At 61.3% G+C, this 26,465-nt stretch carries 27 protein-coding genes; 17 read left to right on the forward strand and 10 right to left on the reverse strand.

Annotation, left to right across the window (positions count from 1 at the left end; translation table 11 throughout):
* The first annotated feature begins 47 nt into the window (after positions 1–47).
* The 5 genes from DCO57_RS03650 to DCO57_RS03665 are packed head-to-tail and all read left to right on the forward strand — an operon-like array spanning position 48 to position 2,575.
* Positions 48–443, forward strand: coding sequence for a hypothetical protein (locus DCO57_RS03650; protein WP_133192622.1), 396 nt, complete (start codon positions 48–50; stop codon positions 441–443).
* Between the two features lie 35 nt (positions 444–478).
* Positions 479–1,015 carry a copper chaperone PCu(A)C gene (locus DCO57_RS03655; RefSeq protein ID WP_116697503.1) on the forward strand — a complete coding sequence of 179 codons (537 nt, stop codon included), beginning with the start codon at positions 479–481 and terminating at the stop codon, positions 1,013–1,015.
* Between the two features lie 23 nt (positions 1,016–1,038).
* Complete coding sequence (locus DCO57_RS03660) at positions 1,039–1,665, forward strand: SCO family protein (RefSeq protein WP_116697504.1); 627 nt, start codon at positions 1,039–1,041, stop codon at positions 1,663–1,665.
* Positions 1,666–1,696: 31 nt separating this feature from the next.
* Positions 1,697–1,825: a hypothetical protein gene (locus DCO57_RS24045; RefSeq protein WP_268952625.1), complete on the forward strand. Its 129-nt coding sequence runs from the start codon at positions 1,697–1,699 to the stop codon at positions 1,823–1,825.
* A 12-nt stretch (positions 1,826–1,837) separates the two neighbouring features.
* Positions 1,838–2,575 carry a TlyA family RNA methyltransferase gene (locus DCO57_RS03665; protein ID WP_116697505.1) on the forward strand — a complete coding sequence of 246 codons (738 nt, stop codon included), beginning with the start codon at positions 1,838–1,840 and terminating at the stop codon, positions 2,573–2,575.
* Between the two features lie 109 nt (positions 2,576–2,684).
* Here the strand turns inward: DCO57_RS03665 and DCO57_RS03670 are convergent, their stop codons facing one another.
* Together DCO57_RS03670 and DCO57_RS03675 are read right to left on the reverse strand one after the other, a co-directional pair.
* Positions 2,685–3,269 (reverse strand): cytochrome c, encoded by a 585-nt coding sequence (locus tag DCO57_RS03670; protein WP_116697506.1) that lies wholly within the window; start codon positions 3,267–3,269, stop codon positions 2,685–2,687.
* Complete coding sequence (locus DCO57_RS03675) at positions 3,266–4,519, reverse strand: PQQ-dependent sugar dehydrogenase (RefSeq protein ID WP_116697507.1); 1,254 nt, start codon at positions 4,517–4,519, stop codon at positions 3,266–3,268. The genes DCO57_RS03670 and DCO57_RS03675 overlap by 4 nt, the downstream gene beginning before the upstream one ends.
* Before the next feature lie 239 nt (positions 4,520–4,758).
* On the opposite strand from DCO57_RS03675, the gene DCO57_RS03680 reads away from it, so the two are divergent.
* The 4 genes from DCO57_RS03680 (at position 4,759) to DCO57_RS03695 (ending at position 9,078) form a co-directional block, all read left to right on the forward strand.
* Positions 4,759–5,991, forward strand: a complete 1,233-nt coding sequence (locus DCO57_RS03680; protein ID WP_116697508.1) for a class I SAM-dependent RNA methyltransferase — start codon at positions 4,759–4,761, stop codon at positions 5,989–5,991.
* A 3-nt stretch (positions 5,992–5,994) separates the two neighbouring features.
* The gene (locus tag DCO57_RS03685; protein WP_116697509.1) at positions 5,995–7,119 is read left to right on the forward strand and encodes a class I SAM-dependent methyltransferase; all 1,125 of its coding nucleotides are present in this window, start codon (positions 5,995–5,997) and stop codon (positions 7,117–7,119) included.
* A 61-nt stretch (positions 7,120–7,180) separates the two neighbouring features.
* A complete protein-coding gene (gene ribB, locus DCO57_RS03690; protein ID WP_116697510.1) occupies positions 7,181–8,500 on the forward strand; it encodes a 3,4-dihydroxy-2-butanone-4-phosphate synthase in 1,320 nt (439 codons plus the stop codon).
* A gap of 23 nt (positions 8,501–8,523) precedes the next feature.
* On the forward strand, positions 8,524–9,078 hold the full coding sequence (locus tag DCO57_RS03695; RefSeq protein WP_116697511.1) for a hypothetical protein: 555 nt from the start codon (positions 8,524–8,526) through the stop codon (positions 9,076–9,078).
* 84 nt (positions 9,079–9,162) lie between these two features.
* On the opposite strand, the gene yghX is transcribed toward DCO57_RS03695, so the two are convergent.
* A complete protein-coding gene (yghX, locus tag DCO57_RS03700; RefSeq protein WP_116697512.1) occupies positions 9,163–10,068 on the reverse strand; it encodes a YghX family hydrolase in 906 nt (301 codons plus the stop codon).
* Between the two features lie 117 nt (positions 10,069–10,185).
* Positions 10,186–11,274: a chorismate synthase gene (aroC, locus tag DCO57_RS03705; RefSeq protein ID WP_116697513.1), complete on the reverse strand. Its 1,089-nt coding sequence runs from the start codon at positions 11,272–11,274 to the stop codon at positions 10,186–10,188.
* Between the two features lie 329 nt (positions 11,275–11,603).
* Here aroC and DCO57_RS03710 point away from each other — a divergent pair, with 329 nt between their 5' ends.
* Positions 11,604–13,862, forward strand: coding sequence for a bifunctional diguanylate cyclase/phosphodiesterase (locus DCO57_RS03710; protein WP_208977772.1), 2,259 nt, complete (start codon positions 11,604–11,606; stop codon positions 13,860–13,862).
* A 44-nt stretch (positions 13,863–13,906) separates the two neighbouring features.
* Here DCO57_RS03710 and DCO57_RS03715 read toward each other — a convergent pair whose 3' ends face one another.
* From DCO57_RS03715 to fabI, 3 genes are all read right to left on the reverse strand, one after another.
* Entirely contained in the window at positions 13,907–15,097 is a 1,191-nt protein-coding gene (locus DCO57_RS03715; RefSeq protein WP_208977773.1) for a DUF3095 family protein, read from the reverse strand.
* A gap of 222 nt (positions 15,098–15,319) precedes the next feature.
* On the reverse strand, positions 15,320–15,958 hold the full coding sequence (locus DCO57_RS03720) for a histidine phosphatase family protein (protein ID WP_116697514.1): 639 nt from the start codon (positions 15,956–15,958) through the stop codon (positions 15,320–15,322).
* Positions 15,959–16,098: 140 nt separating this feature from the next.
* Entirely contained in the window at positions 16,099–16,917 is an 819-nt protein-coding gene (gene fabI, locus DCO57_RS03725; protein WP_116697515.1) for an enoyl-ACP reductase FabI, read from the reverse strand.
* Positions 16,918–17,086: 169 nt separating this feature from the next.
* On the opposite strand from fabI, the gene DCO57_RS03730 reads away from it, so the two are divergent.
* From DCO57_RS03730 to DCO57_RS03740, 3 genes are all read left to right on the forward strand, one after another.
* Positions 17,087–18,499, forward strand: a complete 1,413-nt coding sequence (locus DCO57_RS03730; RefSeq protein ID WP_116697516.1) for an FAD-binding oxidoreductase — start codon at positions 17,087–17,089, stop codon at positions 18,497–18,499.
* A gap of 977 nt (positions 18,500–19,476) precedes the next feature.
* Positions 19,477–20,940, forward strand: a complete 1,464-nt coding sequence (gene dnaA, locus DCO57_RS03735; protein ID WP_116697723.1) for a chromosomal replication initiator protein DnaA — start codon at positions 19,477–19,479, stop codon at positions 20,938–20,940.
* Between the two features lie 321 nt (positions 20,941–21,261).
* Positions 21,262–21,696 (forward strand): glyoxalase superfamily protein, encoded by a 435-nt coding sequence (locus DCO57_RS03740; protein ID WP_116697517.1) that lies wholly within the window; start codon positions 21,262–21,264, stop codon positions 21,694–21,696.
* A 136-nt stretch (positions 21,697–21,832) separates the two neighbouring features.
* Here DCO57_RS03740 and DCO57_RS03745 read toward each other — a convergent pair whose 3' ends face one another.
* On the reverse strand, positions 21,833–22,693 hold the full coding sequence (locus DCO57_RS03745; protein ID WP_116697518.1) for a methyltransferase: 861 nt from the start codon (positions 22,691–22,693) through the stop codon (positions 21,833–21,835).
* Between the two features lie 90 nt (positions 22,694–22,783).
* Positions 22,784–23,542: an SOS response-associated peptidase gene (locus tag DCO57_RS03750; RefSeq protein ID WP_116697519.1), complete on the reverse strand. Its 759-nt coding sequence runs from the start codon at positions 23,540–23,542 to the stop codon at positions 22,784–22,786.
* A gap of 119 nt (positions 23,543–23,661) precedes the next feature.
* Here DCO57_RS03750 and DCO57_RS03755 point away from each other — a divergent pair, with 119 nt between their 5' ends.
* The 4 genes from DCO57_RS03755 (at position 23,662) to DCO57_RS03770 (ending at position 25,669) form a co-directional block, all read left to right on the forward strand.
* Positions 23,662–24,165: a hypothetical protein gene (locus DCO57_RS03755; RefSeq protein ID WP_208977774.1), complete on the forward strand. Its 504-nt coding sequence runs from the start codon at positions 23,662–23,664 to the stop codon at positions 24,163–24,165.
* 19 nt (positions 24,166–24,184) lie between these two features.
* A complete protein-coding gene (locus DCO57_RS03760; protein ID WP_116697521.1) occupies positions 24,185–24,622 on the forward strand; it encodes an NUDIX domain-containing protein in 438 nt (145 codons plus the stop codon).
* 179 nt (positions 24,623–24,801) lie between these two features.
* Positions 24,802–25,206 (forward strand): TIGR02301 family protein, encoded by a 405-nt coding sequence (locus DCO57_RS03765; protein ID WP_244287873.1) that lies wholly within the window; start codon positions 24,802–24,804, stop codon positions 25,204–25,206.
* Positions 25,207–25,396: 190 nt separating this feature from the next.
* Positions 25,397–25,669 carry a hypothetical protein gene (locus DCO57_RS03770; protein WP_068407121.1) on the forward strand — a complete coding sequence of 91 codons (273 nt, stop codon included), beginning with the start codon at positions 25,397–25,399 and terminating at the stop codon, positions 25,667–25,669.
* 103 nt (positions 25,670–25,772) lie between these two features.
* Here DCO57_RS03770 and DCO57_RS03775 read toward each other — a convergent pair whose 3' ends face one another.
* Entirely contained in the window at positions 25,773–26,417 is a 645-nt protein-coding gene (locus DCO57_RS03775) for a LysE family transporter (protein WP_116697522.1), read from the reverse strand.
* Positions 26,418–26,465: the final 48 nt, after the last annotated feature.

The raw sequence follows: 26,465 nt of genomic DNA on the forward strand, positions 1-26,465 counted from the left end.
CCCTTTCGCCGCTCGACATGCGGCGCGTTTGAGCCTATAGCCGCAGCATGACCGCGCGTATCACGCCCATGCAAGCGTTCCGTATGGAGCGTCACCCGATGGTGGCGCTGACCGCGCTTGTCTTTGCCATGCGTTTCTGCCTGCTCGTGCTGGTGTCGGCCCTCTCGCCCGACGCGGCAGCGGCCGCGGGTCTGACGAGCCTGTGCCAGCCCTCCGGCCAGCAGCAGACCCTGCCGGGCCTTCACGATCCGCTCGCCTGCCATTGCGGACCGGTCTGCGCCCATGGCTGCGCCCTTCAGTCCGGCCTTTCCGGTGCCGCTGCGCTGCCTGTGCTGCTTGTGCCCGCCACAACCATCAAACGGCCAGTGGCAGGCCGGGACGATGTCCATCCGCCCCTGATCCGGTCAGCCGCCATCCGGGGCCCTCCCCTTTCCTTGATCTGAAAACACCCCCAATTCAGAAATCAAGGACATTGCAAATGAAACTCTGGACATCCATCGCCGCTGCGACGGCTCTCACGGTCTTTTCCCTTTCCGCCCTGGCCGCGGATTACAAGGTCGGCGACCTGACCATCACCAGCGCCTGGACCCGCGCCACGCCGCCCAAAGCCAAGGCCGGCGGCGGTTTCATCGAGATCACCAACAACGGCACGGAAGACGACCGGCTCATTGCTGCGGCATCCGACGTGGCCGGCAAGGTCGAACTTCATGAAATGGCCGTCACCGACGGTGTCATGACCATGCGTGAAAAGGAAAATGGCATCGAGATTCCGGCCGGGGAAACCGTGGCCTTGCAGCCGGGCGGCCTGCACATCATGTTCATGGGACTGAATCAGCCCTTCAAGGAAGGCACCACCGTGCCGGTGGTGCTTACATTCGAGACCGCCGGTGACGTGGCTGTTGAACTTGACGTGGCCAAGATGGGCGCCAAATCCATGAAAGGCGGTCACGGAGACCACGGCAAGATGGGCCATGGCAAAATGGACCACAGCAAGATGGACCACGACAACAAATAAACATTGCGGGAAGAGGACACCCCATGTCTGGACTGAAACTCTTCCGGTACGTGGCTTGGGCGGCAGTTGCCGCCCTGGCCGTCGTTTCCGGTGTGCTGGTCTATCAGCAAACGGCGGGCAACCAGAATTCCGGTGCCCTGATCGAACCGCTCAGCGCCATCGGCGGGCCGTTCGAACTGATCAATGGCGATGGCGAGACGGTCACGGACCAGACCTTCGCCGGCAAACCGTCGCTGTTCTTCTTCGGCTTCACCTATTGCCCCGACGTGTGCCCGACCACCCTGGCCGAACTGCAGGGCTGGATGGAGGCTCTCGGCGAGGATGCGGCCAAGCTCAACTATGCCTTCGTGACGGTGGATCCGGAACGGGATACGCCTGAGGTGATGCGCGATTATGTCTGGGCCTTCGACAAGCGCATCACACCGCTGACCGGGTCGCGGGAACAGATCGATGCGATCATCAAGGCCTATCGGGTCTACGCGAAGAAAGTGCCGCTTGACGACGGTGACTATACGATGGACCATTCGGCGGCCGTTTACCTGATGGACGCGGACAACCGGTTCGTCGGCACCATTGCCTACGGTGAAGATGAGGAAAACGCGCTGAAGAAGCTTCGCCGCCTGATCGGCAAGGCGCCGGCTTCCAGCTGATCCTGCCGCGGAGCAAACCGGATCGATGCGCATGCCGCTCTACATCGGACTGACCGTCGGCGCGACGAGCCTCGTCGCGCTTTCGGTTCTTCTGTGGCTGTATTCCGGCGAACGGGTGTTCGCGGACCGGCTGATCTCCGCCATCGCCGGCTGCTTCTGAAGCCCGCTGCGCATGTCCAAACAACGCCTTGACCAGCATCTTGTCGATACCGGCCTGTTCGCCAGCCGCGCCCGCGCACGGGACGCGATCCTGCGCGGCACGGTGCAGGTGGACGGCAGTGTCTGCACCAAGCCCGCGCGCAAGGTCGGCGCGGATGCGGCGCTTCAGGTGGACGATCCGGCGGCGGAATATGTCTCCCGTGCCGCGCTGAAGCTGATCGAGGGGCTTTCCCGCTTCGGCATCGACCCGGCGGACAGGATCTGCCTCGATATCGGCGCTTCCACCGGCGGGTTCACCCAGGTTCTGCTGGAACGCGGCGCCTTGAAGGTGCATGCGATCGATGTCGGCCACGACCAGCTTCACGAAAAACTGCTCGGCCATCCCCGGGTGGTTGCACGGGACGGGCTCAACGCACGCGACCTCACCCGCGCACATCTTGACGGCGATACCCCGACCCTGCTCGTTTCCGATGTCAGTTTCATTTCCCTGAAACTTGCCCTTCCGCCCGCGCTCGACCTTGCCGCTCCCGGCGCGGAAGGCATGTTCCTCGTCAAGCCGCAATTCGAGGCCGGCAAGGGCAACATCGGCAAGGGCGGACTGGTCGAACCGGGAATCGCGGAAGAAACGGCCAGAGACCTGCAGACCTGGCTCGGGACGATTTCCGGCTGGCAGGCGGGCGACCTCCTGCCGTCGCCCGTCAAAGGCGGAGACGGCAACAACGAGTGGCTGCTTTACGGAAAGAAGTCCTGAGACGTCTCCCCAGGCAACCCCTATTCGCCATACAACAAATATGCTTTGAAAATATCACGAACTCCGCTTTGAACGCGCGGTCGCCGCCCCCCAACTCATCTCCCGCCCCCTATCGCCCAAGGGGCGTAATCTCGATCTTCACCGATCCGTACCAGTCGGCAGCGGCGCGGATATCCGCATCGCTCATGCCTGCGGCGACCTCGCTCATGATGTCGTGGGTGCGCTTGCCTGTTCGAAAGGCTTTCAGCTGGGTGTCGACATAGATACTGCTTTCTCCGGCCAGATTGGGCGCATCCTCGATGACCGCAATACCATCAACGCCATGGCAGGAAACACAATCCTGAGGGGCGCCGCTTTCGTCCAGGGTCAGCGTTGCGGTGACCTCATGTCCGGCATACCAGGCCGCAAGATCGGCGATTTTCCCGTCATCGAGGTTTTTGGCCACGACACTCATCATTTCATGGACGCGCGTCCCCTCGCGAAAGGCCTTGAGCTGACGATCTATATAGGCGGCCGGTTCACCGCCGATATGCGGAGCGATTGGAATTTTTGCGAAACCGTCAATCCCGTGACAGGTCCGGCACGCCCCCGCCAGCTTTCTGCCGGCTTGCGGATCGCCGTTCGGAAAGTCAGCGGCCTGAAGGGCCCCGGCGAGGACGACCACGCCGAGGCTCAGGATCACGATACGCATCATTCGCCGTAGCTGATGCGGTAGATCGCACCGGCCAGATCGTCGGAGACCAGAAGCGATCCGTCCCGCAGTTGCGCGACGTCCACCGGCCGGCCGAGATATTCGTCGTTCTCGTCGATCCAGCCTTCGGCGAAGGGTTCACTGGTCGCGTTGCCCTCGTCATCCATGAAGGTAACCATGACGCGCGCACCAACCGGCGTCGTCCGGTTCCACGAACCGTGCTGGGCCGAAAAGATCGCGTTCTTGTACTTCTCCGGGAACATCTTGCCAGAGTAGAAGGTCATGCCGAGATCGGCGGCGTGGGCCGTCATTTCCACGGCGGGAAACACGACATCTGCCGGCGGCTCGGAATCCTTGTACTCATTGGTGCGGACATTCCCGCCGCCATACCAGGGAAAGCCGAAATGCTGTCCGGCTTCCGTCTGATGATTGAGCTCGCCCGGAGGAATGTCGTCCCCCATTCCGTCAACCTGATTGTCGGTGAACCACAGGTCGCCGGTCACCGGATGGAAGTCATGCCCGACCGAGTTGCGTATTCCCCGGGTGTAGACCTCGCGATCGGATCCATCCGTGTTCATCCGGATGATGCCGCCCATGCCGTATTCGGCATAAGTGTCCATCTTCTCGGGCGCGAAGACGTTGAAAGGCTGGCCAAGCGAGATATAGAGCTTACCGTCCGGGCCGATCTTGCAGACCCTGGCGGTGTGGTTGTAGCTCTCCTCATCCGGCGGAACTAACTCGCCACCCGGAACGATCGGCACGGCCACCACGTCGGGGCTCTCATAAAAGAACTCGGCTGCGGGATAGAGCAACACGCGGTTCTGTTCGGCGATGATCAGGAAGCCGTCCTTGGTGAAACAGGGCCCGTTCGGGATCGCCTTGGTCAGGGACGGAGCGAAGTTCTTCACCTCATCCGCCACCCGGTCCTTGTTGCGATCGGTAACCGCCCAGACTTCGGTCTTACGGGTACCGACGAAGGTCACGATCCCCTGGGGACCGACCGCCATGTGACGCGCATCCGGTACGACCGCATAGAGTTCGATCTTGAACCCGTCGGGCAACGTGATCCGCTCGAGATTTTTCCTGATACCGTCGGCAAATGGGCCGGTCTGTTCGACAACGGTGAAATCCATGACCCCCGTTGTCTTGAAAGCGCCCAGTTTCGCCAGATTGTCCGGCAAGCCCGCGGTTTGCGCAAGCGCCGTTCCGGCGAACAGCGACATTGCAGCCAGTGTCGTCAAGGTTGTCTTCATGCTTTCCTCCCAGATGTCAGGGCGATAGATCTCTGTTGTCCTTTCCTGACGCAATCGATGCTAGGTGCTTATCCCGAGCACATCAACGCCCGTTTGCATTTCGCGCAATTCGCAACCTGAAAAACACCTGTTCTCTCAGGTTAAATATACCAAGGCCCGACTCAGGGCCGCCGCCCCCCCTCTTCCGCCTTGCCCTCAAACGGCTTGCTCATTCATCCGCTTGACGCTATCGCTCTGCCATGAGTGAGAGAGAGCTGACAATTACGGAACTCGGTCACCGCGGCGACGGCGTCGCGCGGACCGAAAACGGCCCGGTTTATGTCGAGGGCGCGCTGCCGGGGGAAATCGTGCGGGCAAGGGTCGAAAACGGCCGCGCCCTGGACGCGGTTGTCGAAAGTCCCTCTCCGGAGCGGATCGCGCCTGTGTGCAGGCATTACGAAGCCTGCGGCGGCTGCACGATGCAGCATCTGGCGGACAAGCCCTATCTGGAGTGGAAACGCGGTCTTGTGGTGAACGCGCTGCGCGACCGGGGCATCGAGTTTCCGGTGGCGGACACGGTTGCCGCGACCGAAGGCGGACGCCGACGGGCCGTGCTCACCGCAAGCCGCGCCGGAGGCCAAACGCTGCTCGGCTATCACCAGAAGGCCAGCCACCGGCTGGTCGATATCAGCGAATGCCCGGTTCTGGATCCCGCCATCGTCAGGGCCCTTCCCGGACTGAAGTCCCTCGCGGCGGAAGTCCTGCCGAAAAAGGGCGAACTGCGCCTGACCGTTCTGAACACGACCGCCGGTCTGGACGTTGCCGTCGACAAGGCCGACAAGGGCTATGACCGCAAGATTCCCGCCCTTTCGCAAAAATCGGTCGAACTCGATCTCGCCCGCCTGTCCGTGAACGGAGAAGTGATCCTCGAGATCCGCCCGCCGATGCTCGACATGGGCGGGGTCGGCCTGGTGGCCGCGCCCGGCGGCTTCACCCAGGCGACGCTTGCTGCGGAAGAGGCCCTGTCCCGGCTGGTGCTGGCAGGCGTCGGCAAGGCCAAGACGGTGGCCGACCTGTATTCGGGCGCCGGCACATTCGCGCTGCGCCTGGCAAGACGCGCCAATGTCCATGCGGTCGAGGGCGATGCGGCGGCCATGGCAGCCTTCGACAAGGCGCTGCGCAAGCCGCAGGGCCTGAAGAAGGTGACCTTCGAGCGGCGCGACCTGTCGCGCCGCCCGCTCGTGCGCGATGAACTGGACTCCTTCGAGGCGGTTGTCTTCGATCCACCGCGGGCCGGTGCGCAGGCCCAGGTGGAACAACTGGCCCTGTCCAAGGTCAGGACCATCGTCGCCGTTTCCTGCAATCCGGCAACATGCGCCCGCGACCTGAAGGTCCTGATCGACGGCGGCTATGCGCTGCAAAGCGTCACACCGGTGGACCAGTTCAGGTTTTCGCCCCATATTGAGGTGGTGGCAGTCTTGAACAGGGAGTGAGCCATGCGTGCGGCGGACGATGATTCCAGGCCTTCCCGGGGCTCCCGCGGACGTCCGCCTCTCCTGTCTCTTGCCCGTCTTTCACGCTACACGCTGCAGCAAGGCAGCCGGGTTGCCCTGTACACGCTGCACTCCGAAGTCATGCGCCGCATGAACCGTCGGCTGCAGAAAGACCTTCCCGATACGCCCGAAGTCGTACCCGACGGGCCCCTGCCCGGGCAGCGGCGCATGCTGGCGGATATCGTCAGACTGTTTGCCGAGGATCTGCGGGCCGTCGAGGACGGTCTTTATCCGATGCCCACGGACGGCACCATGTCGCCGCGCGAGCTCATCGCCACCAGCCGGGCCTTTTTCAGGGACGTGCCGGATGTCGCGCGCCGGCGGGCAACGGGCGCGCATCAGGAAGTAAATGGTCGCACAGAGGGCCTTGCGGACGCCCTGCCGCGTTACTATCGCCAGAATTTTCATTTCCAGACCGATGGCTGGCTCTCCGAAGACAGCGCCAGGCTCTACGATTTCCAGGTCGACGTGCTGTTTTCCGGCGCAACGGCCGCCATGCGCCGCCGCGCGCTTGTGCCGTTTGCGGAGATCCTGCGCAAGAAGGACCAGCGCAAGGTTGCCTATGCGGATCTTGCCTGCGGCACAGGCGGGCTGCTGCACCCTGCCCTTGCCGCCTTCCCGCGTCTGAGGGGAACCGGACTGGATCTGTCGGAACCTTATCTGAAGGTCGCGCGGGAACGGACCCCATCCAGGCGCGCCAGCTACGTGACCGCCATGGCCGAGGACCTGCCGTTCGCGGACAACTCCCTCGATGTCGTCTCCTGCGTATTCCTGTTTCACGAACTGCCGCCAAGAATCCGCAGGCAGGTGATCGCCGAGGTGGCGCAGGTATTGAAGCCGGGGGGATCATTCCTCTTTGTCGACAGCCTGCAGACCGGAGACGTGCCGGCCTATGACGGACTTCTGTCGGTCTTTCCGCAGCTTTTTCACGAACCCTATTTTACATCCTATCTCCGTGAAGACCTGACGGGACTATGTGCGGACAACGACCTGCAAGAGAGCTGGATGGTGCCTGCCTTCGTATCGCGTGTGGCGGAATTCCGGAAAAGCGGTCACTCCGTTCAGTGACACTGAATTTTTAACCTGACTTCTCTTGAGACTGAAGTCGAACAGGGCTATATCCTGTCGCATGAGACTCGATCAATGGCTCTTGCAGACCGGAGAAAGCCGCAGCGCCTTCGCGCGCCGCGCCAACCTGTCCCCCGCCTCCGTAACGGCTTTATGCAATGACCCCAATGTGTGGGTCTCGCGGGACATGGCCCGCAAAATAGCCATCGCCACGAACGGCGAGGTCACTCCAAACGACTTTCTCGGACTGTCTACAACCAAGGAGCATCCCGTGTCCCAGGCCCGTGTCGCAGAAGCAATCCGTGCATTTGAACGTGGTGAAATGGTGGTCGTGACCGATGATGACGACCGTGAGAACGAAGGGGACCTGATCGTTGCCGCTTCCAAGATCAGGCCAGAGCAAATGGCCTTCATGGTGCGGCACACATCCGGGATCATCTGTGCCCCGATGACGGTGGCCCAGGCGCGTCGCCTGCGGCTCGACCCGATGGTCGCGGAAAACGATGCGCCGCTATCGACCGCCTTTACCATTTCCGTCGATTACCGGCACGGACTGTCGACGGGCATTTCCGCCGAAGAACGCTGCTCCACGGTCAGGGCGCTCGCCAATTCCAATGTCGGGGCCGACGACTTCGTGCGGCCGGGGCATATTTTCCCGCTGGTCGCGAAGGAAGGCGGGGTAATGATCCGCTCGGGCCACACGGAAGCCGCCGTCGACCTGTGCCGCCTCGCCGGTCTGGAACAGGTCGGCGTCATCAGCGAACTTGTCAATGACGACGGCACCGTCAAGCGCGGCCAGCAGGTTGCCGAATTCGCGGCCGAACACGATCTGAAGATGGTTTCCGTCTCCGACCTGATCGCCTGGCGCCAGCGCACGGAACGGCTGGTGGAGCGGATCAACGAACAACCGGTCGAAACCGCCGCCGGCACCGCCTATGCAATGACCTATTCCACGCCCTACGATCCGATGCACCACCTTGCCATCGTCTACGGCGACATTCTCGACGGCCGCAGTGTGCCGGTACGCCTGCAGCTGGAATCCGTTCTCGATGACGTCTTCGGCGGCAACAGGCCGCTCGACCAGATCATGAAACATTTCGCGGATCGCGGCAGGGGTGTGATCGTCTATCTGCGCGAGGGATCGGTCGGTGTCGCCCAGCAGTCCAGGCGCACCCGATCCGATTACGATGGCGACGGAAACGAGGACCACAGCTCCGCGCAAGCTAGACAGGAACAATGGCGAGAGGTTGGACTGGGTGCACAGATCCTCAAGGATCTGGGTGTCAGCTCAATTCGCCTCCTGGCCACGCGTGAACGGCATTACGTGGGGCTGGAGGGGTTCGACATCAAAATTGATGAGACGGAGATCCTCGATACCTGAGGTCTCTCGAGAGGTAGTCATTCATGGCGACTGGGAAAGAGGCGCAAAAACCGGAAGACAGTGAACACGAAGCGGCGATGCCATTCACGGTCAGCTTCAACCGAAGTCAGAGCGAAGTCATATTTTACGGATGCCTCGTGCTTGGCGTTGTTTTCGCCGCAATCAGCGCCTTTACGGGGATTTACCTGCTGGCGATGGCCGCAGCGGCTCCCATCGTGATTGCCTATTGGCATTATCCGATGATCGAAAGGGGCAAACCGCAGCTCGGCGCCAACGAGGAGGGTCTTTACGTCGAACGGATCGGTTTCATTGACTGGTCAGCCATCCGGATGACAGACGTCAAACGCAAAACCGTCAGAAATGTCGAACAGGTCCGGCTGGACGTGCTGCTGACCCGTCCCCTCGACAACGCGGTCACCCGGGCCCAGTCGGCTCCGTTCTGGAAAAAATACATGAAACGGAACTGGAAGCGGTCGCGGCGCGAACATGGCCGGGAGCTGATTGCCATAGACCTGCATACCCTTGCCGCCGACCCCGACGAAATCCTGGATCGCATCCGCGCCTTCAAGTTTGTCTGAATTCGATCAGGCGGCGTTGCGGCTCGCCCGAACGCAGGCCGGAGGCAGGCGGCGGCAGCGCGAACGAGCTGCCGCCACTCTCCCCTACATCAGGTTGGTCTTGAAGAACTCGATCGTTCTTTCTTCCGCAAGCTTTGCCGTTTCCTCGTCGTAGCGCGGCGTGGTGTCATTGTGGAAACCGTGGTTCACGCCCGGGTAGACATAGGCGACATAATCCTTGCCCGCAGCCTTGAGCGCTTCTTCATATGCCGGCCAGCCGGCATTGATACGCTCGTCCAGTTCCGCATATTGCAGCATCAGCGGGGCCTGGATTTTCGCCACGTCCGCCGGGTCGGGCTGGCGTCCGTAGAACGGCACGGCCGCGGCCATCTCCGGATAGGCCACCGCGATCGCATTGACCACACCGCCGCCGTAGCAGAATCCGACCGCTCCCACCTTGCCGGTGCTGTCGTCGCGGTGGAGCAGATATTCAAATCCGGCGAAGAAGTCGTTCATCAGCTTCGTGCCGTCAACCGTGCGCTGCAGCTCGCGGCCCTTGTCATCCGTTCCCGGATATCCACCGACCGACGTCAGTCCGTCCGGCGCCAGCGCCATGAAGCCGGCCTTGCCGAGGCGGCGGGCGACGTCCTCGATATAGGGGTTCAGACCGCGGTTCTCATGCACCACCAGGACGGCGGGAAGCTTGCCGGTGGCCCCGGCCGGCTTCACCAGATACCCGTTGACCTCGCCGTGACCGTTGGGAGAAGGATAGGTGATGCGCTCGGTGACGATATCCGCATCGTCGGGAGCCACCTGCTGGGCAAGGGCGTAGTCGGGGGACAGCTGGTCAAGCAGCATCGCGGCGGTCACACCGGCAACGGCGAATTTCGCGGCCCCACTGAGAAACTCGCGCTTGGTTATCCTGCCGTGCGCATAGAAATCATAAAGGTCCAGAAGTTCCTGCGGAAAATCCTTCGCCGTCATACGGCGGACGGGTGTCATTTCATTCATGTCGTCACTCCTAACTACTCGAGCCTCTGCATGCCTGAGTAACTTAGGAGAATACCGACGGAGGTCCAGCACGCGGCTCTGCAGAATTGTAACAATATGTAACCGGCACACCTCGGCTCAGGAGCCGACCTGCCCCCGGTGGCGCAGAAAGTGATCGGCCAGCACGCAGGCCATCATGGCCTCGCCGACCGGAACCGCCCGGATTCCGACGCATGGATCGTGCCGCCCGGTGGTTTTCACGTCGACTTCCTCGCCCTGACGGGTGATGGACTTGCGTTCGGTCAGGATCGAGGAGGTCGGCTTGACCGCGAAGCGCACGACCACCGGATCGCCACTCGAGATTCCGCCCAGGACTCCGCCCGCATTGTTGGACAGGAACCGGGGCCGTCCGGCATTGTCCAGGCGGATCTCGTCGGCATTGTCCTCCCCGGTCAGGCTTGCCGCCTCAAACCCGTTGCCGATCTCGACACCTTTCACGGCATTGATCGACATCATCGCCGCGGCGAGATCGGTGTCGAGCTTGCCGTAGACCGGCGCGCCCCAACCTGCTGGAACCCCTTCGGCGACGACCTCAATGACCGCACCGACAGACGATCCCGCCTTGCGGACGCCGTCCAGATAGTCGGCCCACAGGGCAGCCGCCTGGGGATCGGGCGAGAAAAACGGGTTCCGGCCGATCTCGTCCCAGTCCCAGTTGCCGCGATCGATCCTGTGCGGACCGACCTGGACAAGTGCGCCGCGGATACTCACGCCCTGAACCACCTTGCGGGCGACGGCACCGGCAGCGACCCGCATGGCGGTCTCGCGCGCGGACGAGCGCCCGCCGCCCCGGTAGTCGCGGATACCGTATTTGGCATCATAGGTGAAATCGGCATGGCCCGGACGGTAGCGGTCCTTGATCTTCGAATAGTCCTTGGAGCGCTGGTCGGTGTTTTCCACCATCAACGATATCGGCGTGCCCGTCGTCTTCTGGATGCCGTCCTCATCCACCATGACGCCAGACAGGATCTTCACTTCATCGGCTTCCCGCCGCTGTGTCGTGAAGCGGGACTGGCCGGGTTTGCGCAGGTCCATGAAGCCCTGGATATCGGATTCCGTGAGCGGGATCAGAGGCGGGCAGCCATCGACGACACAACCGATTGCGGGACCATGACTCTCCCCCCAGGTTGTGACCCGGAACAAATGCCCAAAACTGTTGTGCGACATGAACGGCTACCGATCTCACGTGAAAAATGTCAGGCGCCGAGCGATACGCCATACTGCAGGGAAGCTCAAGTCCTTCCACCGCCCCCGGGAGACGCCCCGGCCCGCGGTTTGCGCCGTGAATATTACCGTCACCCGCAGAACCCGGAAATGTTGACTGAAGAACAGTTTCAACTTCAAGAACGGGAAAATATTCAGAAAAACCAGCAGGTTCCCTGAATAAAACAGGCATGTCCACCACCATAGATTTGCAAATTCTTAAACCTCCACCATTACTGTACATTGCAAATGATACTTAGTCGTGGGGCGTGCAGGTGCGGATCAGGGGGTGGTTGACGGGACTGATCGTGTTCATGCTGGCCCCCAGCCTGTTGTTCGCGTCGCTCTGGTTTTACAGCAAGATCGAAAACGTGCGTGCCATCGATCACAGCCTGGACGGGCTGCATCTGATCGAGGCCCTCGGTCCGCCAATGCAGAAAAAGGCCCTGACTGGCCAGGTGCCGGATCTTTCCGGCTATTTTCGCACACAGCTCGCGGCGTTCGGCGGAGAAGCCGATTCCAGGATTCTGCTCGAGGACCTGGGAGGCTTCACCTCCGAACCCGGGACCCCTCTCGCCCTGCGGCGACTCCGCAATCTGACGTCCTCCATCTCGCAACTGGCGAAAATCGATTCATCCACCTCCCCCGAAATGACACGGCTTCCCCGGCTGGTACAGGACACGCTTCTGTCCGTCGTCATTGAATCCGCCAATATGGTTGAAGATGCCAGCCGCATGGCAAGCCGCGACAAAATCAATGTATGGGACAAAATGCTTGTCCCGGTGCAAGCCGGCCAGTTCAAGGCAGCCGCGGACAAAGCCGCAGATGATACCGCCGCCTTTTTCACCGAAATGGACGGACCCGGCGCGGAGCTGCTTCGGAATCAGGCGCAGCTCTACCGCAAGAGCAGCCTGGCCTTTCAGGCAGCAGGGGCCAAACTGCTGACGTCCATCCTCAAGGCCGACACAGGGGCGGACATCAGCGCCGCCCCCCTGATCGCGGAACAGCCCAAACTGGTTCGCGCTTCCTTCCTGCTGTGGCAGGCCGCCCTGGAGGTGCTCAAACGCGATCTGCAGGAACAGCGGACGGAAACCCTGTTTGCCGTGACGCTTGCCGGGCTGGCAGGCAGTATCGTCATCCTTGCCGCTTTCGCCATTGCCGTCGCTCTGAGCCATGTTCTTGCCGACCGCACGCAGCAGGAAATCGAAAGTCTCGGATTTCACGATCCGCTCACCGGCCTGCCCAATCGCCGCGCGCTCCTGAAGACCATTCAAAATCTACCGGTTGGAGACGAGAACACGAGCACCGGTCTCCTGGTCTTCGACCTGCGTCATTTCAAGAAGATCAACGACCTGTTCGGAGATCAATGCGGCGATTCCATTCTCAGGCAAGTGGCCGACCAGCTGACCAAGGTTGCCGGGCCGGACGATTTCATCAGCCGGACCGGCGGCACCGAATTCATGCTTCTGCGCCGACAGCTGAAGAACCTGCAGTCCTTTGAAGACCTCGCGGCCGGGCTTGTTCACGAAACGGCCAGGGAACGGCATCTGGGGTCCCACAAGGTGACGGTCGAAAGCAACGCCGGACTGTTCGTCAGTCCGCCCGGCACCGGCGTAAGCGACCAGACCCTCGTGGATGCGGGTCTCGCCCTGCGTTCGGCCAAGAAACTCGGTCCCGGAAAACTCGGCTTCTTCACCTCCGACATGCGCGACGCCTTCGAAGAGGACGGCGAAACCGCCAAGCAACTTCTCAAGGCGCTGCAGGAGGGCAACATCCTCCCCTGGTATCAGCCCCAGGTCGACATCCATACAGGAACGCTGATCGGTGCCGAGGCCCTGGTGCGCTGGATCGACGGCGACAGCATCCGCACGCCCGGCTCCTTCCTTCCGGCTGCCATCGACGCCGGTTACATGAACCTGATCGAGAAAACCGTCCGCGCGCATGCCATCCGGCTTGCGGCCCATGTCAGCGGCAAGACCCTGCACCAGATCCACTTCGGTCTGAACGTGTCCGCCGATCTCCTGAAAAGCTCCGAGGCCGCAGATGCACTGGACCGTCAGGTCCGCTCCATGGGCCTGCTCCCCGCCCATATAAGCCTGGAAATCCTCGAAGCCGTGATGATCGACGAGCGTACGGTCACGCCGATCAAGGAAAACATCGCCCGCCTGTCGGATCTCGGCTTTTTCATCGAACTGGACGATTTCGGCACCGGCCACTCGAGCATTTCCAGCCTGCGGGACCTGAAGGTAGACAGGGTCAAGATCGACCGCAGTTTCATCTCGCGCGTGGACAGGGACCCGGACCTGCAGAAGTTTACCAGCGCGCTGATCAATCTCGCCAAGAGCCTCGATATCCGCGTGCTTGCCGAAGGCGTGGAGACACCGGGCGAACTGGAGTGGCTGAAGCAGAACGGTTGTGACGATATTCAGGGATTCCTGATTTCAAAAGCCGTCCCGGAAGACGAGCTTCTGGCCCTCATCCTGAAGCACAATTTCCTCATGCCCCTGAGCGCACCGGCCCCGCGCAAGGCGGTTCTGGGCCTGGATCACTGATCCGCGGATGAGGCGGCTCCCGCTTCACGTCATTTCATGCACCGTCATGTGTCGCGGGCGGGAACCGGTGCCGCTGCCTGCGCTACCTGTCGGGTCTTGAACTCTTCGGCCGCAAGCGAAAGCCCCCCGTCGGCCCCATCGACGAAATGGATGTGACGGCTGTTGCCGAGATCTTCCACGAAGCAGGTCATCAGCGCCGAGTCGGAGACATGCAGTCCATAAACGAGGAAACCGGCCCCGAAGGCCGTCTCCAGGCAGCTTTCAACCGCCGCAAGCTGGTCGGAGGTGAGATCGAGCACAAGCTGCAGACTGTCGCCGACCTTTCTGTGGTCGGTGTTGAGGCTCAGCTCGCGCATGTATCTTTGGGGCTCCAGGGGGCCGATGCGCCAGCCGGTGGAAGTACTCAGGACGAAGGCCAGGCATTCGAAAAGCCCTGTCGCCCAGCCGCGCAGCGTGCTGCCGGCCGAAGACATCCGGGCTTCCAGCCGGAGACTGGCGGGCGGAAAGCTGAACCGCAACCGCCTTTTCTCTGCCAGCCTTGTCCGGCTGTCGTCGGTCAGCGGGTTGAAACCGAGTTTCTCCGCCACGGCGTCCATGACTTCAGGCAGGGATCTGGTGCCGGAAGGCTTGATGATCAGGGAAACGATCTGACCGTTCACCGCCGGCAACGGCTCCCAACGGCAGGACAGACCGTCCAGCGGCGGAAGTGCGGCATCCTGCTGCCTTATCGCGAAAGGCAGACAGGCTTGCGGGTCCTTCAGGATGCGATCGGCGATACCAAGGCCGTCGCCCAGGATCATTGCCAGATGGTTGCCCGGGCTGAGCCGGTACTTGCGCAGCCTTATGTCACCACCCAGAACTCTCAGATGCGCCACCGGGATGGCCGCCGCTCGCAGCTCCAGTTCCATGACCTTGCGGGCAAGGCCGACAACTCCGGCCAGCGCTTCGCGGCCCGCCGCCACATCCTGTTCGGGCACCACAAGCATGGCCCCGTCTCCGCCGAAGACGAAGGGGACCCGGTCGTGCCCCAGGCGGTTCACGACGGCGGCAATCACTGCCGCCCCCACCATGTTGACTTCCTTGTAGCGGCCCGCGGCAACCGCATCTCCCGAGCGCACGATGTCGGCAGCAAGCACATACCAGTCGTCCGGCACGGGACGGTAGCCGTCCAGTTCGCCAACCGAACTGAAATCCGAAAAACTCGGCAGGGCACTGTAAAAATCATCCGCGGACACGACGTCTTCTCCCGGCCTGACGCCGACCGTCTCAGGGGATCCTGCAGCATGGTCGTCGAGGGCATACAGATTACGCCGTTACGGCCGTATCCGATCACATCGGGGCATAATTTCCATACGCCGCCATTCCCCGGGGCGCAGAACTTGCCCTGTATACGGCAAGACCCGCTGGCGAAACCGCCTAAAACCGTTTCGTCTTCCTTCAGGGAGGACGCCTAGGTCTCAGATGACCTCGAAGCGGCTGTCGCGCCAGACAAAAACCTTGTCCTGGGGCACATCCTGCCGCGGGACCGCGGATTTCTCCAGTCCCTCCAGCAATCCGCGCACAGCCCGGAAAACACCGCCGTGGGAGACGACCACCGTGGGCCGGTCGACCGTCTGCAACCAGGGCCCGATGCGACCGACGAGCATTTCATAGCTTTCACCACCCGGGGGCACGAAGCCCCATTTGTCCGCGCGCCGCTGGAGAACCCGATCCTGCTCCCTGTCCGCCAGTTCTTCCAGGGTAAAACCTTCCCAGTCACCAAAGGTGATTTCCTTGAGGCGGTCGTCCAGCCTGTAGGCAGAGGGCGCCTCCCCCATCGCGCTGCGCAGCAGCTCCATCGTCTCGCGGGTCCGCCCCAGGGGAGAGGAAACGAAATCGAGGCCTTCCGAAGGAATGGTCTGTGCCTCCAGGAAGGCCTTCAACCGCTCGCCGTTGCCGGCGGCCTGGAGCCGCCCGGTGGCGTTGAGAGGAATGTCGCGCTGCCCCTGCATGCGCCCCTCCGCATTCCAGTCCGTCTGACCGTGACGGACGAAGATCAGGAGCTCCGGATTGTGAAGCTTCGGAAGCAGGTCGGGGGCGGAGCTCAGGATCGTCATATTCTCATACCGGCAATTCGGGAGCACCAGCTCCGGACGGAGCTGAAACAGACAAGGGAAACCGACCGACGGGCGCCGACCACAGGCAATGCGAACCTGTCTGACGAAAGCGGGGCCGAATGCGTACGGCCCCGAAACGATCAGTCCTTGACCACGGAGATGTCGGGAGCATCGGCGGCCTTCATGCCGACAATATTGTAGCCGCAATCGACGTGCTGGATTTCACCGGTAACGCCACGGGCCAGGTCCGACAAGAGGAACAGCGCACTGTCGCCGACTTCCTCGATGGTCACTGTACGGCGGAGCGGCGAATTGTATTCGTTCCATTTCAGGATATAGCGGAAGTCACCGATGCCGGAGGCAGCCAGGGTCTTGACCGGCCCGGCGGAGATCGCGTTGACGCGAATGTTCTGCGGACCGAGATCCATGGCCAGATATTTGACACTGGTCTCCAGAGCGGCCTTGGCAACACCCATCACATTGTAATGCGGCATCACCTTCTCGGCACCGTAGTAGGTCAGTGTCAGAATCGAGCCGCCGCCGCTCATCAGCTTTTCGGCGCGCTGGGTGATGGACGTCAGCGAGTAACAGGAGATGTCCATCGTCCGGGCGAAATTGTCGGAGGAGGTATCGACGAAGCGGCCGGTCAGTTCGGCCTTGTCGGAGAAGGCAACGGCGTGAACAACGAAATCGATCTTGCCCCATCTTTCTTCCAGGGCACTGAACACCGCGTCGATCGACGCAGCGTCGGTGACATCGCAGTGACCGGCAACAAAGGCGCCAAGCTGCTCGGCAAGCGGTTCGACACGCTTTTTCAGCGCATCGCCCTGATAGGTCAGCGCCAGTTCGGCGCCCGCGTCGGCCACTGCTTTGGCAATGCCCCAGGCAATCGACTTGTTGTTTGCCACGCCCATGATCAGGCCACGTTTGCCGTTCATCAGTCCGCGCGTTTCCGCCATCGTCATCTCCGAAAAAGATCCTGTACCGCCCCCGAGGGCTGGCATCCTATGGCACAAGGGGTTTCGTCCTTCAAGTGAGCAGCTGCCTGAATGAAGCGTCGACGGCAGCGCCTTCAGCCACTATGTTGGCGCCCGAATTTTACCGTCAATCGTCACAAGGACCCCGCTCATGGAGCGCTCTTCCCATGCCGACCGCTTCGCCGAAATGATCGGCGCGGCACATGTACTGACCAACCCGGACGACCAGGCTCCGTTCCTCACGGAGTGGCGGGATCTATATCAGGGCGTCACGCCCATGGTGCTGCGCCCGGGCAGTGCACAGGAGGTCAGCGCGGTCATGACATATGCCCACGAACAGGGGCTGAAGATTGTTCCCCAGGGGGGCAACACGGGACTGGTGGGCGGACAAATCCCGCAGGAAACCGGGGATGAAATCGTCTTGTCCCTCTCGCGCCTCAACAAGATCCGGTCCGTCGATCCGGCCGGTTTCACCATCACGGTGGAAGCCGGAGTGGTGCTGGAAACACTGCAAAACGAAGCCGAAAAGGTCGACCGGCTGTTCCCCCTTTCGCTTGGCTCGCAGGGCTCCTGCCAGATCGGCGGGAACATTTCCACCAACGCCGGCGGCACCGCCGTGCTGTCCTACGGCAACACCCGCGACCTCGTCCTGGGCCTGGAAGTCGTCCTGCCCACCGGGGAGATCTGGAACGGCCTGAGGACCCTTCGCAAGGACAATACCGGTTATGATTTGAAACAATTATTTATCGGCGGAGAGGGCACCCTGGGGATCATTACTGCCGCTGCGCTGAAACTCTTTCCCAAACCGAAGAAGCTGGAAGCCGCCTTTATCGGATTGCCGAATCCCCAGGCCGCTCTCAAGCTGTTCTCGCTCGCAAAGGGCCAGGCCGGACCGGTACTGACCGGATTCGAAATCATGCCGCGCATCGGCATCGAATTCTGCCTGCGCCATCTGGAGGGGAGCCGCGATCCGCTGGAAGGCACGCATCCCTGGTATATCCTCATGGAACTTTCCAGCGCGTCCGACGCGTTTCCGGTGCGCGACCTGATGGAGAGCATTCTGGGCGAAGCCTTCGAGGCAGGCCTGGTGGAGGATGCGGCCTTCGCGCAGAACCTGTCCCAGGTTCAGGACTTCTGGCACATTCGCCACGGCATGTCCGAGGTACAGAAACCGGAAGGCGGCTCCATCAAGCATGATGTCTCCGTTCCCGTTGCCGTCATCCCGGACTTTCTCGACAAGGCCATGGCCGCGGTCGAGGAGCTGGTTCCCGGCTGCAGGCCGGTGCCTTTCGGGCACATGGGCGACGGCAATATCCATTTCAACGTCAGCCAGCCGGTCGGCGCCGACAAGGACGACTACATCGCCGGCTGGGATGCCATGAATGCGGTCGTGCACGGTATCGTGCTCGACTTCGGTGGCAGCATTTCCGCCGAACACGGCATCGGACGCCTGAAGCGCAATCTCCTCGCGGAGGTGAAGCCGGAGATCGAGCTTGACCTGATGCGCCGGATCAAATCCGCGCTGGATCCGAAGAACCTTCTCAGCCCCGGCCGCGTCGTGTGAGAGCGGCAGTAATTAAGCGGATCGCGTTCGACCGCGATTGAAGACTGTCCGGCGCGAGGCTTCAGAGGAGTTGCCAGTCACGGTCGAACGGGGTTTTGCTTGCCGGACCGGTCTCCTCACCTGGCGTTTTCTTTGCGCTTCCCGCATCTTCTTCTGCCGCCGCCCCGGTCGCCGGTGACGGCAGGTCCGACGCGACAGATCAATTGGTAGCCTTACCCTGTTGCCACACTTTCCCCCCTCGTGTGGATAAGGTCCACACGAGGGGGGAAAGGGATCAGGACAAGGCCCGCCTTCAGCGCTCAGGACAGACGCCTGTTTCGGAATGTCTTTTTCCGCTGTCCTGCCCGTCCCTTTTTCCGGCCGTTCAGTCAAATCCCCCTGATTTTGCCCAAAAGTTTTCCCCACCTTCGCAGAGCGCGGCGAGCGGGATGAACCTGTTTGCACCGATTCCCGGTTGAAAGCCTCATCGGCAAGGCATCGGCGTCCGCGAGGCCTCTGTCAAAAATGACCTGTCATTCAGCATTTCGATGACAACAGACCTGTTGAAACTCACTATTTTTGTATCTGTCTTTTGAAAACTCTGAGAAAATTCTTCTGAAAGTTAAATTTTTGCTAAATTTTTCTCCTGACCGAAAGTCATCTGAGAATCAATCAGAGGAAAACACCCTCGTTAAAACTTGGCTTCATTTTGACGTTAATGGAGTTCAAGATTCGTTATGTAAATTCTACATATCAGCCCAAAAACATCTACAAAAATTACTATGTGAACGATCTATGACCTTATAAGAATAAGCTATTTGTAAAGATGGTAAATCAAAGGTTAATGTCATTTCATAGGCGGCAAAAAGCCGTACCGGTCAAAAGATCTTCAGATGGTCCAAAGTCCGAAAACAACAAACGGGCAGCGAAGCGGAAATCGCAGCCCAAACACAGTGCACAGAGGGGCGTTACACGCCCTCCCCATGAAGGAGGCCATCATGCAGCTTCAGGTTATAGCGGAGTCAGATCCCTGGGATCGCGTAAAGAAAGAACTTAGGAACGAACTGGGAGATGATATTTTCTCCAACTGGTTTGGCCGGGTCAACCACGAGGAAACCACGGGCGATGCGGTCCGTCTTTCCGTGCCGACCCGCTTCCTGAAGAACTGGATCCAGAGCAATTACGAGCAGCAGCTTGTCGGTCTGTGGAAACGGGAAAAGGACGCCATCAACCGTATCGAGCTAACCGTTCGCGGGGCATTGCGCCCCCGGCAGATCGGAGGTTCCCCGGAGCCGAAGGCCATTACGGCCCGCCGGATCAGCGGTCGCCCTGCCCCTTTCAACGGCACACCGCAATTCAGTGCCGCATCGGGGACGGCCTCGATCCCGTGTCTTGCGGACACCGGTGAGGAATCCGCAGCCGAATTCCTGAGCGGCGCGGCGCTGAACCCGAAACTGACATTCGACACGTTCTCGGAAGGCGCCTCCAACAGTCTGGCCTGCGCCGCCGTGCGCCAGATGGCCGGCGGCCATGAGGGCACGCTGAATCTGCTTTATATTCATTCCTCCACCGGCATCGGAAAGACCCATCTGCTGCAGGCGGCCGCCAGCCAGGCGCGCAAAACCGGCCGGCATGTCGCCTATCTGTCGGCGGAATTCTTCATGTACCATCTGGTTCCCGCCCTGCGCACCCCCGCCTTCCCGGTGCTGCGCCAGGCCATGAAATCCATCGACCTTCTGCTGATCGACGACCTTCAGTTTCTGCACGGCAAGCAGGCACAGGAAGAGTTCAGCAAGACGCTCGAACTGCTGATGGAATTCCCCTCGCAGGTCATCATGGCGGCGGACCGTCCGCCGGAGCATCTCGATACGCTCGGCGACGGCCTGTGCCAGGTCATCCAGAAGGGCGAAGTCATCGGTATCCAGGCAACGGATTATGCCCTGCGTCTGGACGTCCTGAACAAGCGCATCGCCTCGGCCCGCAAGACCCATCCCGGGTTTTCCGTACCGGACGAGGTTTCGGACTATATCGCCCGCTATGTGATCGCTTCGGCCAGGGATCTGGAGGGCGCGCTGAACCGGCTCTTTGCCCATAACCAGCTGTCCCGGCAACCGGTCACCCTCGACTTAGCCGAAAAGACCCTGCACGACCTGGTGCGGATCGGCGAACCGAGATTGATCAAGGTCGAGGAAATCCAGCAGGTCGTCTGCAAGCATTTCAGCGTTACCAAGGCGGACCTTCTTTCCTCGTGCCGGGCAAGGGTCCTGGTCCGTCCGCGTCAGATCGCCATGTATATCGCCAAGGTGGTGACCGGGCGCTCGCTGCCGGAAATCGGTCGCCGCTTCGGCAATCGCGATCACACCACGGTTCTGCACGCCGTGCGCAAGATCGGCGACATGGTGAGCAAGGATCCGGTTCTTTCCCAGGAAATCGAGCTCCTGAAGCGGCTCATTCAGGCCTGATCCCCCACGGGAGCAGTCTTGCCCCGGAGACCATCTGCGGCAGCGGGGACACCCGCTTCCGCAGACCGGCGTCCGCGATACTCCGCGGAACGTCCGCCAAAGCCGCGCCTGCGGCTTTTTTTGCGCGTTGACAGCACCAGCCTGTGTGCCTATGCCTGACGCCGGTTCGAGGGAACCGGCCGCCCGCAGGCAGACCGCCATGGTGAATCCCTCCGGCGAAGCTCCGTTTCGCTGTGCTGAGCGACCTTTCACCAGGAAGTGCAGGCTGATGGCAATGCGGGCCCCATTGTGATTGCCTGACATTCCTGAAAGGTATTTCCCATGACGCTTCCCAGCGTTGACGCGCTCAAGACCCAGGCCAGGCGCCTGCGCGCAGCTCTCACCGCCAAGGGGCAGGTGCTCTCGCACAGCCAGGCACTGGAGCTGCTTTCCGCCCAATACGGTTACAAGGACTGGAACACGGCCTGCGCCGCGGCATCCGCAACCGGCCCCGACCTGCCCTTCTCGGTTGGCGACCGGGTCACCGGTCTCTACATGCAGCAGGCCTTTACCGGAGGCATCAGAGGGCTGTCCCGTATCGGGCAGTCAGGACATCTTCGTGTGACCCTGCAGTTCGACGAACCGGTCGACGTGGTGACTTTCGACAGTTTTTCCGCCCATCGCAGCCGGGTGACCTGTGTCGTTCGTCAGGACGGAGTCGCCGTGCAGAAAACGTCGGATGGCGAACCCCACCTGAAGATGAAACGTATCGTCTGAAGCCGGTGGCGTTAAACTGAATTCAGGAGATCGCCCGAACGCCTTTGCACAGCAAAGGCGTTCGGGCCTCTTCCTGAATTCATGGAACCGCGCACCACGACGACTGTCGCAGCCATCGCCCCCCCATGCACCGCCGTCAGCGGCGGCGCGCCATGACGAGATGGCCGGGGACGGGATCGTTTTCCTCCAGACGTACGGTGATGGGCTCCATCGCAAGGATGTCGAATCCGGCCGTGTCGAGCGCCGTCCGGATATAGGTCTCGCCCTGAGCGAAGCGGTTTTTCGCGCCAACCATATAAGCCCGCCCTCCGAGAACTTCCTCGGGAAGCGTTTCGGTGGAGAATGCCAGGCAGCCCCCCGGGCCAAGCCGGCCGGCGGCGCCCGCAAGAAACGGTTCGACGGCGCCGAGATAGGGAAACACGTCGGTGGCGGTGATCAGGTCCCAAAGCGGAAACGAGCCGTCTTCGTCCTCGAAATCCTGCAGGAATTCCACCGCCTCGCCCACATAGAGATCGTCATAGACCTGCCGGTCGTAGGCCAGTTCGACGATACGCTCGGACAGGTCGACCCCCGTCCGGTGGACAGTGCAATCGGTCAGAGCCATGCCGGTCAGGCCGGTGCCGCATCCCAGATCCAGCAGGCGGGTGAACGGCCCGATCTCCAGGCGGCGGATCAGATCCTGCACGAGCAGGGGAACGCAGTAGCCCAGCGCGTCCACCAGGATGTCGTCGAACACATCCGCGTGCTGATCGAACAGCGTCGCGACATAGGCATCGGGCATCTTTCCCGGGGCCTCCTGCGCGCCGATGGCCGCCAGGCGAATGCTGACACCACCGGGATCCGACGGGTCAAGGGTCAATGCGTGACGGAACGCCTGTTCCGCCCCCTTCAGATCGCCTGCCTTCTGAAGCTCGAGGCCGCGATTGTAGGCTTCCGCGAGGGCTTCGTTTTCCGTCGCATCTTGCTCAAAGGGGGCGAAGTTGTCGTTGTCGCTCATGTCGTCATCCTTACCGGGAGAGCCTTCCCCTACAGCGGTCCCGACCCGATTGCACGGCAAATCTGCCCTGCAGTCGGCACCGGTAGCGGATCAGAACAGGTCAAGTTGACTGTCGTCCAGGTCCAGCCGGGCCGGCCGCTTCGCTCCGGCGTCCTTCCCGGTGCCGGCCTGCGATTCGTCGATGTCCATCGGCTTGAGCAGATCCGCATCGTCGTTGGCCACCGTGTTGACGCGGCTGGACACCGGCGTGGCCACCAGAAAATCGTCCTCCACCGGCCGAAGCAGCTTTTCGGCCTCGCGCCGGTCCACATGGGCAATGTCCAGCCAAGTATCGAAAGCGTCAGGCTTGAGGATCACCGGCATGCGGTCATGGATCGCGGACATCATCCGGTTGGCGCCAATGGTCAGGATGGCGCCGGTATCGATATCGCCACCATCGGGATCCGACCAGGTGTCCCACAGCCCCGCGAAGGCCATGACATCGCCGTTCGCCGGCCTGATCCAGAAGGGCTGCTTGCCCTGAGGTGTCCGCCGCCACTCGTAGAACCCGGAGGCGGGAACCAGACAGCGGTGATGGCGCATGGCCGAGCGGAAGGACGGCTTTTGCGATGCGGTCTCCGCCCTTGCATTGATGAGCAGGGTGAAACTTGCCGGATCCTTGACCCAGGCGGGGATCAGCCCCCAGCGGACAAGGTGGAACTGCCGCTTGCCGCCGAGGTTCTGACGGACGACCGCCAGGGGCTGGGTCGGCGCGATATTGTAGCGCGGCGGAAAATTCGGCCGGTCGTCATAGCCGAAAAATGCCCGCACGGCATCGGGCGGTGTGGTAAGCGCGAGGCGGCCGCACATCTTGTGTTTCTCCGTTGCCAGACATCCCTCCATTGGGCCCTGACAAGTTAGGTAATTGGAAATAAAAAGGAAGTAGCCTACGGCGTAAAGTCGAAAATCGGGGGACGGGTATGGAATGTTTGCATCCAGTTTTGGGCGCCGGAGATCTGGCAGCCGAGAGGCTGGAACTGGCGAACATCAACCCACAAACCGGTCTTGCCACGGATTATCTCAATCACTTCAACGAAGTAATGATGCTTCTGGAAATGCTCCCCGCCATGCCGGACTGCGCCGGGGATGTGCTTGACTGGAAACCGCTGGATTACGTCGGGCATTTCGAGAACTCCACCTTCAAGGACAAGAAACTCGCCATCCTGGCCTATCAGGCCGCCCCCGCCAGTTTGCGCAGTCATCTGGAAATACAGGTCGCGGAAATCAACGCGCGGGTCTGCCAGATCCAGGACCGGCTCCGCCAGTCACCGGGCGCTTCGGACGTTGCCGCGGAAATCGCCGACATGGCCACCAATGAAATCAAACCGCTGATTTCCATTGCCGGCGCGGTCATCCATGGTCATGTTGACCTGGAAGCAACCCAGCACGAAGGCGAAGGCGCCCAGGCGGAAATCGACGCGCTGTTCGCCTGAGGCGATCTCAAGGCACTCCATGTCCAGGCTTTATCCAGATGCCCCGCGTGTCGGTGTCAGCGTCCTGTGTCACAGGAACGGACAGGTGCTGCTGATCAAGCGTGGCAAGGCGCCCTACAAGGACCACTGGAGCCTGCCCGGCGGGCTCGTGGAACTGGGCGAAACCCTGCGTGAGGCCGCCGAACGGGAGCTTCTTGAAGAAACAGGTGTGAAGGCGCACCTGGAAGATCCAGCCGAAACCTTCGATTCCATCCAGCGCGACGCTGACGGCACCGTTTGCGCCCATTTCATTCTCGCCGTCTTCTGCGGCGCCTATCTGTCCGGGACTGCCGTGGCCGGTGACGATGCCGCCGCCCTGGAGTGGGTCGCGCCGGACCGTCTGGACGACAGGCTGACCACACCGGGCACACCGGAGCGTGTCCGCCGCCTGCTGAACGGGTGTGATCAGGGCTCTTGAGTCCCACCTGTATCAACGCGGCGGAACACGACGCCCGCTGCGAAGGCCCTCCCCCAATATCCTCCCTGCACAATGCCGATGGTTCTCGTTCCGGGGCCGCCTGGCACAGTTCCGGCCAATTCTTGGGATCATCATTCATAGAGCTTGCAGCGCGCCCTGCCGTTGAGCATGATCCGCCCATGATGAAACTGTGCATACGTTCCGCCTGCCTTGCCGTCCTTGCGGTCGTTTGCCTGACGGGCGCAGGTCAGGTTGTATCCGCACAGGAGGCTTCAACCGGCGAGCCTCCCTATGAGCAGCAGCTCATGCGCCTGTCCGAAATCTTCGGCGCCCTGCATTTTCTCCGTCCGCTCTGCGGCAAGGACGATACGCCAAGCTGGCGCGACCAGATGGAGGATTTCCTGGACGCCGAAACGCTGGACGAGAAGCGGCGGCGCCGGTTCATCGAACGTTTCAATCAGGGTTATCGCGGTTTTTCAGTCGCTTACCGGGACTGCACGGAGGCCGCGCGTATCGCAATGGCACAATATCTGACCGAGGGCGAGACCATTATCAGCGACGTCACCAGCCGCTACGGCCGATAACCCTGCGGAAAATGTTCAATTTGTTACGGGTCGGTTAACCTTTTGAATCAAATTTGTGGGTGGCCGTTAAGTTTACGTTCACGGTTGCTTATCAGCGCGGTCCACCGTGCTAGGATCAAGTCATCAGATTCGGGCAGCAACACGTTGGAGTTGACTCCAAAGCGTTGGGGAAGGACCGGTAAGGAAGCGAATGATAAACGACGATTATGCCGAAGCGGCGATGGAAGCCGAGTTTGCGGAAGATGAAGACATCAGGCGTGCGGCGCTCGGCTTCATCTCCGACGCTTGGGCAGAAGCCATTGCAAACGGCGTCGATGCAGACGCGGTTGCTCACGCGGCGATGTTCACGGCCCTTGCAGACCTTGTGGCTGCCTATGGCGAAGACGCTGTCGCCAAACTGGCCGAAGGTTTGCCCGACCGCATCCTGCAGGGCGATTACACGGTCAACCGCGTCCTTCAGTAAACGGTCGCGAAACGCTTTCCCGACAAAGGCCGGCACGTCCGGCCTTTGTGATTCCAGACCTGTGCGGATTGCAACGCGGGTGAGGCTCCTTCCTGAAACGGCTCTATTTCAGAAGCGTCAGGCTCAGGGCAAGTTTCAGATAGATCAGCGCGCCGAAGGCCACCAGAACGAAACCGGCGATGTGATTTGCCCGGTCAAGCCAGCGGTCGTCGATCCGGGCCCTGTAATGTGACACCGCCGCAGAGACGACGACCCACCAGGAGGTCGCACCGCTGGCCACGCCCGCAACCATGAGCAACGCGCCGATATGGTCGCCTGGGGCCGGACGGAATTCGCCCAGACCGCCGAATATCGCAACGAAGGCAATGACTGCGCCCGGATTGGTGATCGCCATGAAAAACGCGGCCGTGGCGTCCCCCAGAAATCCCCGGTGCCAGCCGTTGCCGTCCCTGTCCAGGTGAGGATGGGTGTTCCAGATCTTGATACCGAAGACGATCAGCAGGGCACCGCCGACGATTTCGATGAGATTGATCTGGCCTTCGATGAAATTGGTGATCGCGGAAATGCCGAAGATTGCGGCGGATGCGAAGATCGTGTCGGCCAGAACAGCCCCCAACCCGACAAAGACCCCCTGCCGGAACCCGCCATGCACCGCATGCTGAATGGCCATGACATTGACCGGGCCGACCGGCGCCGTGATGAGAACCCCGACGAAATATCCGATCAGAACATATTCCACGAATGTCACAAACTGTCCTCTTCGGTGAACCCCAAATCTGTCGTGAAACGCAATTTC

The sequence above is a fragment of the Labrenzia sp. 011 genome (genome assembly GCF_003075075.1).
Classification (GTDB): domain Bacteria; phylum Pseudomonadota; class Alphaproteobacteria; order Rhizobiales; family Stappiaceae; genus Roseibium.

Coding starts and splice junctions, on each gene's coding strand:
- DCO57_RS03650 (WP_133192622.1), top strand. CDS start 48: ATGACCGCGCGTATCACGCCCATGCAAGCGTTCCGTATGGAGCGTCAC.
- DCO57_RS03655 (WP_116697503.1), top strand. CDS start 479: ATGAAACTCTGGACATCCATCGCCGCTGCGACGGCTCTCACGGTCTTT.
- DCO57_RS03660 (WP_116697504.1), top strand. CDS start 1,039: ATGTCTGGACTGAAACTCTTCCGGTACGTGGCTTGGGCGGCAGTTGCC.
- DCO57_RS24045 (WP_268952625.1), top strand. CDS start 1,697: ATGCCGCTCTACATCGGACTGACCGTCGGCGCGACGAGCCTCGTCGCG.
- DCO57_RS03665 (WP_116697505.1), top strand. CDS start 1,838: ATGTCCAAACAACGCCTTGACCAGCATCTTGTCGATACCGGCCTGTTC.
- DCO57_RS03670 (WP_116697506.1), bottom strand. CDS start 3,269: ATGATGCGTATCGTGATCCTGAGCCTCGGCGTGGTCGTCCTCGCCGGG.
- DCO57_RS03675 (WP_116697507.1), bottom strand. CDS start 4,519: ATGAAGACAACCTTGACGACACTGGCTGCAATGTCGCTGTTCGCCGGA.
- DCO57_RS03680 (WP_116697508.1), top strand. CDS start 4,759: ATGAGTGAGAGAGAGCTGACAATTACGGAACTCGGTCACCGCGGCGAC.
- DCO57_RS03685 (WP_116697509.1), top strand. CDS start 5,995: ATGCGTGCGGCGGACGATGATTCCAGGCCTTCCCGGGGCTCCCGCGGA.
- ribB (WP_116697510.1), top strand. CDS start 7,181: ATGAGACTCGATCAATGGCTCTTGCAGACCGGAGAAAGCCGCAGCGCC.
- DCO57_RS03695 (WP_116697511.1), top strand. CDS start 8,524: ATGGCGACTGGGAAAGAGGCGCAAAAACCGGAAGACAGTGAACACGAA.
- yghX (WP_116697512.1), bottom strand. CDS start 10,068: ATGAATGAAATGACACCCGTCCGCCGTATGACGGCGAAGGATTTTCCG.
- aroC (WP_116697513.1), bottom strand. CDS start 11,274: ATGTCGCACAACAGTTTTGGGCATTTGTTCCGGGTCACAACCTGGGGG.
- DCO57_RS03720 (WP_116697514.1), bottom strand. CDS start 15,958: ATGACGATCCTGAGCTCCGCCCCCGACCTGCTTCCGAAGCTTCACAAT.
- fabI (WP_116697515.1), bottom strand. CDS start 16,917: ATGGCGGAAACGCGCGGACTGATGAACGGCAAACGTGGCCTGATCATG.
- DCO57_RS03730 (WP_116697516.1), top strand. CDS start 17,087: ATGGAGCGCTCTTCCCATGCCGACCGCTTCGCCGAAATGATCGGCGCG.
- dnaA (WP_116697723.1), top strand. CDS start 19,477: ATGCAGCTTCAGGTTATAGCGGAGTCAGATCCCTGGGATCGCGTAAAG.
- DCO57_RS03740 (WP_116697517.1), top strand. CDS start 21,262: ATGACGCTTCCCAGCGTTGACGCGCTCAAGACCCAGGCCAGGCGCCTG.
- DCO57_RS03745 (WP_116697518.1), bottom strand. CDS start 22,693: ATGAGCGACAACGACAACTTCGCCCCCTTTGAGCAAGATGCGACGGAA.
- DCO57_RS03750 (WP_116697519.1), bottom strand. CDS start 23,542: ATGTGCGGCCGCCTCGCGCTTACCACACCGCCCGATGCCGTGCGGGCA.
- DCO57_RS03760 (WP_116697521.1), top strand. CDS start 24,185: ATGTCCAGGCTTTATCCAGATGCCCCGCGTGTCGGTGTCAGCGTCCTG.
- DCO57_RS03765 (WP_244287873.1), top strand. CDS start 24,802: ATGATGAAACTGTGCATACGTTCCGCCTGCCTTGCCGTCCTTGCGGTC.
- DCO57_RS03770 (WP_068407121.1), top strand. CDS start 25,397: ATGATAAACGACGATTATGCCGAAGCGGCGATGGAAGCCGAGTTTGCG.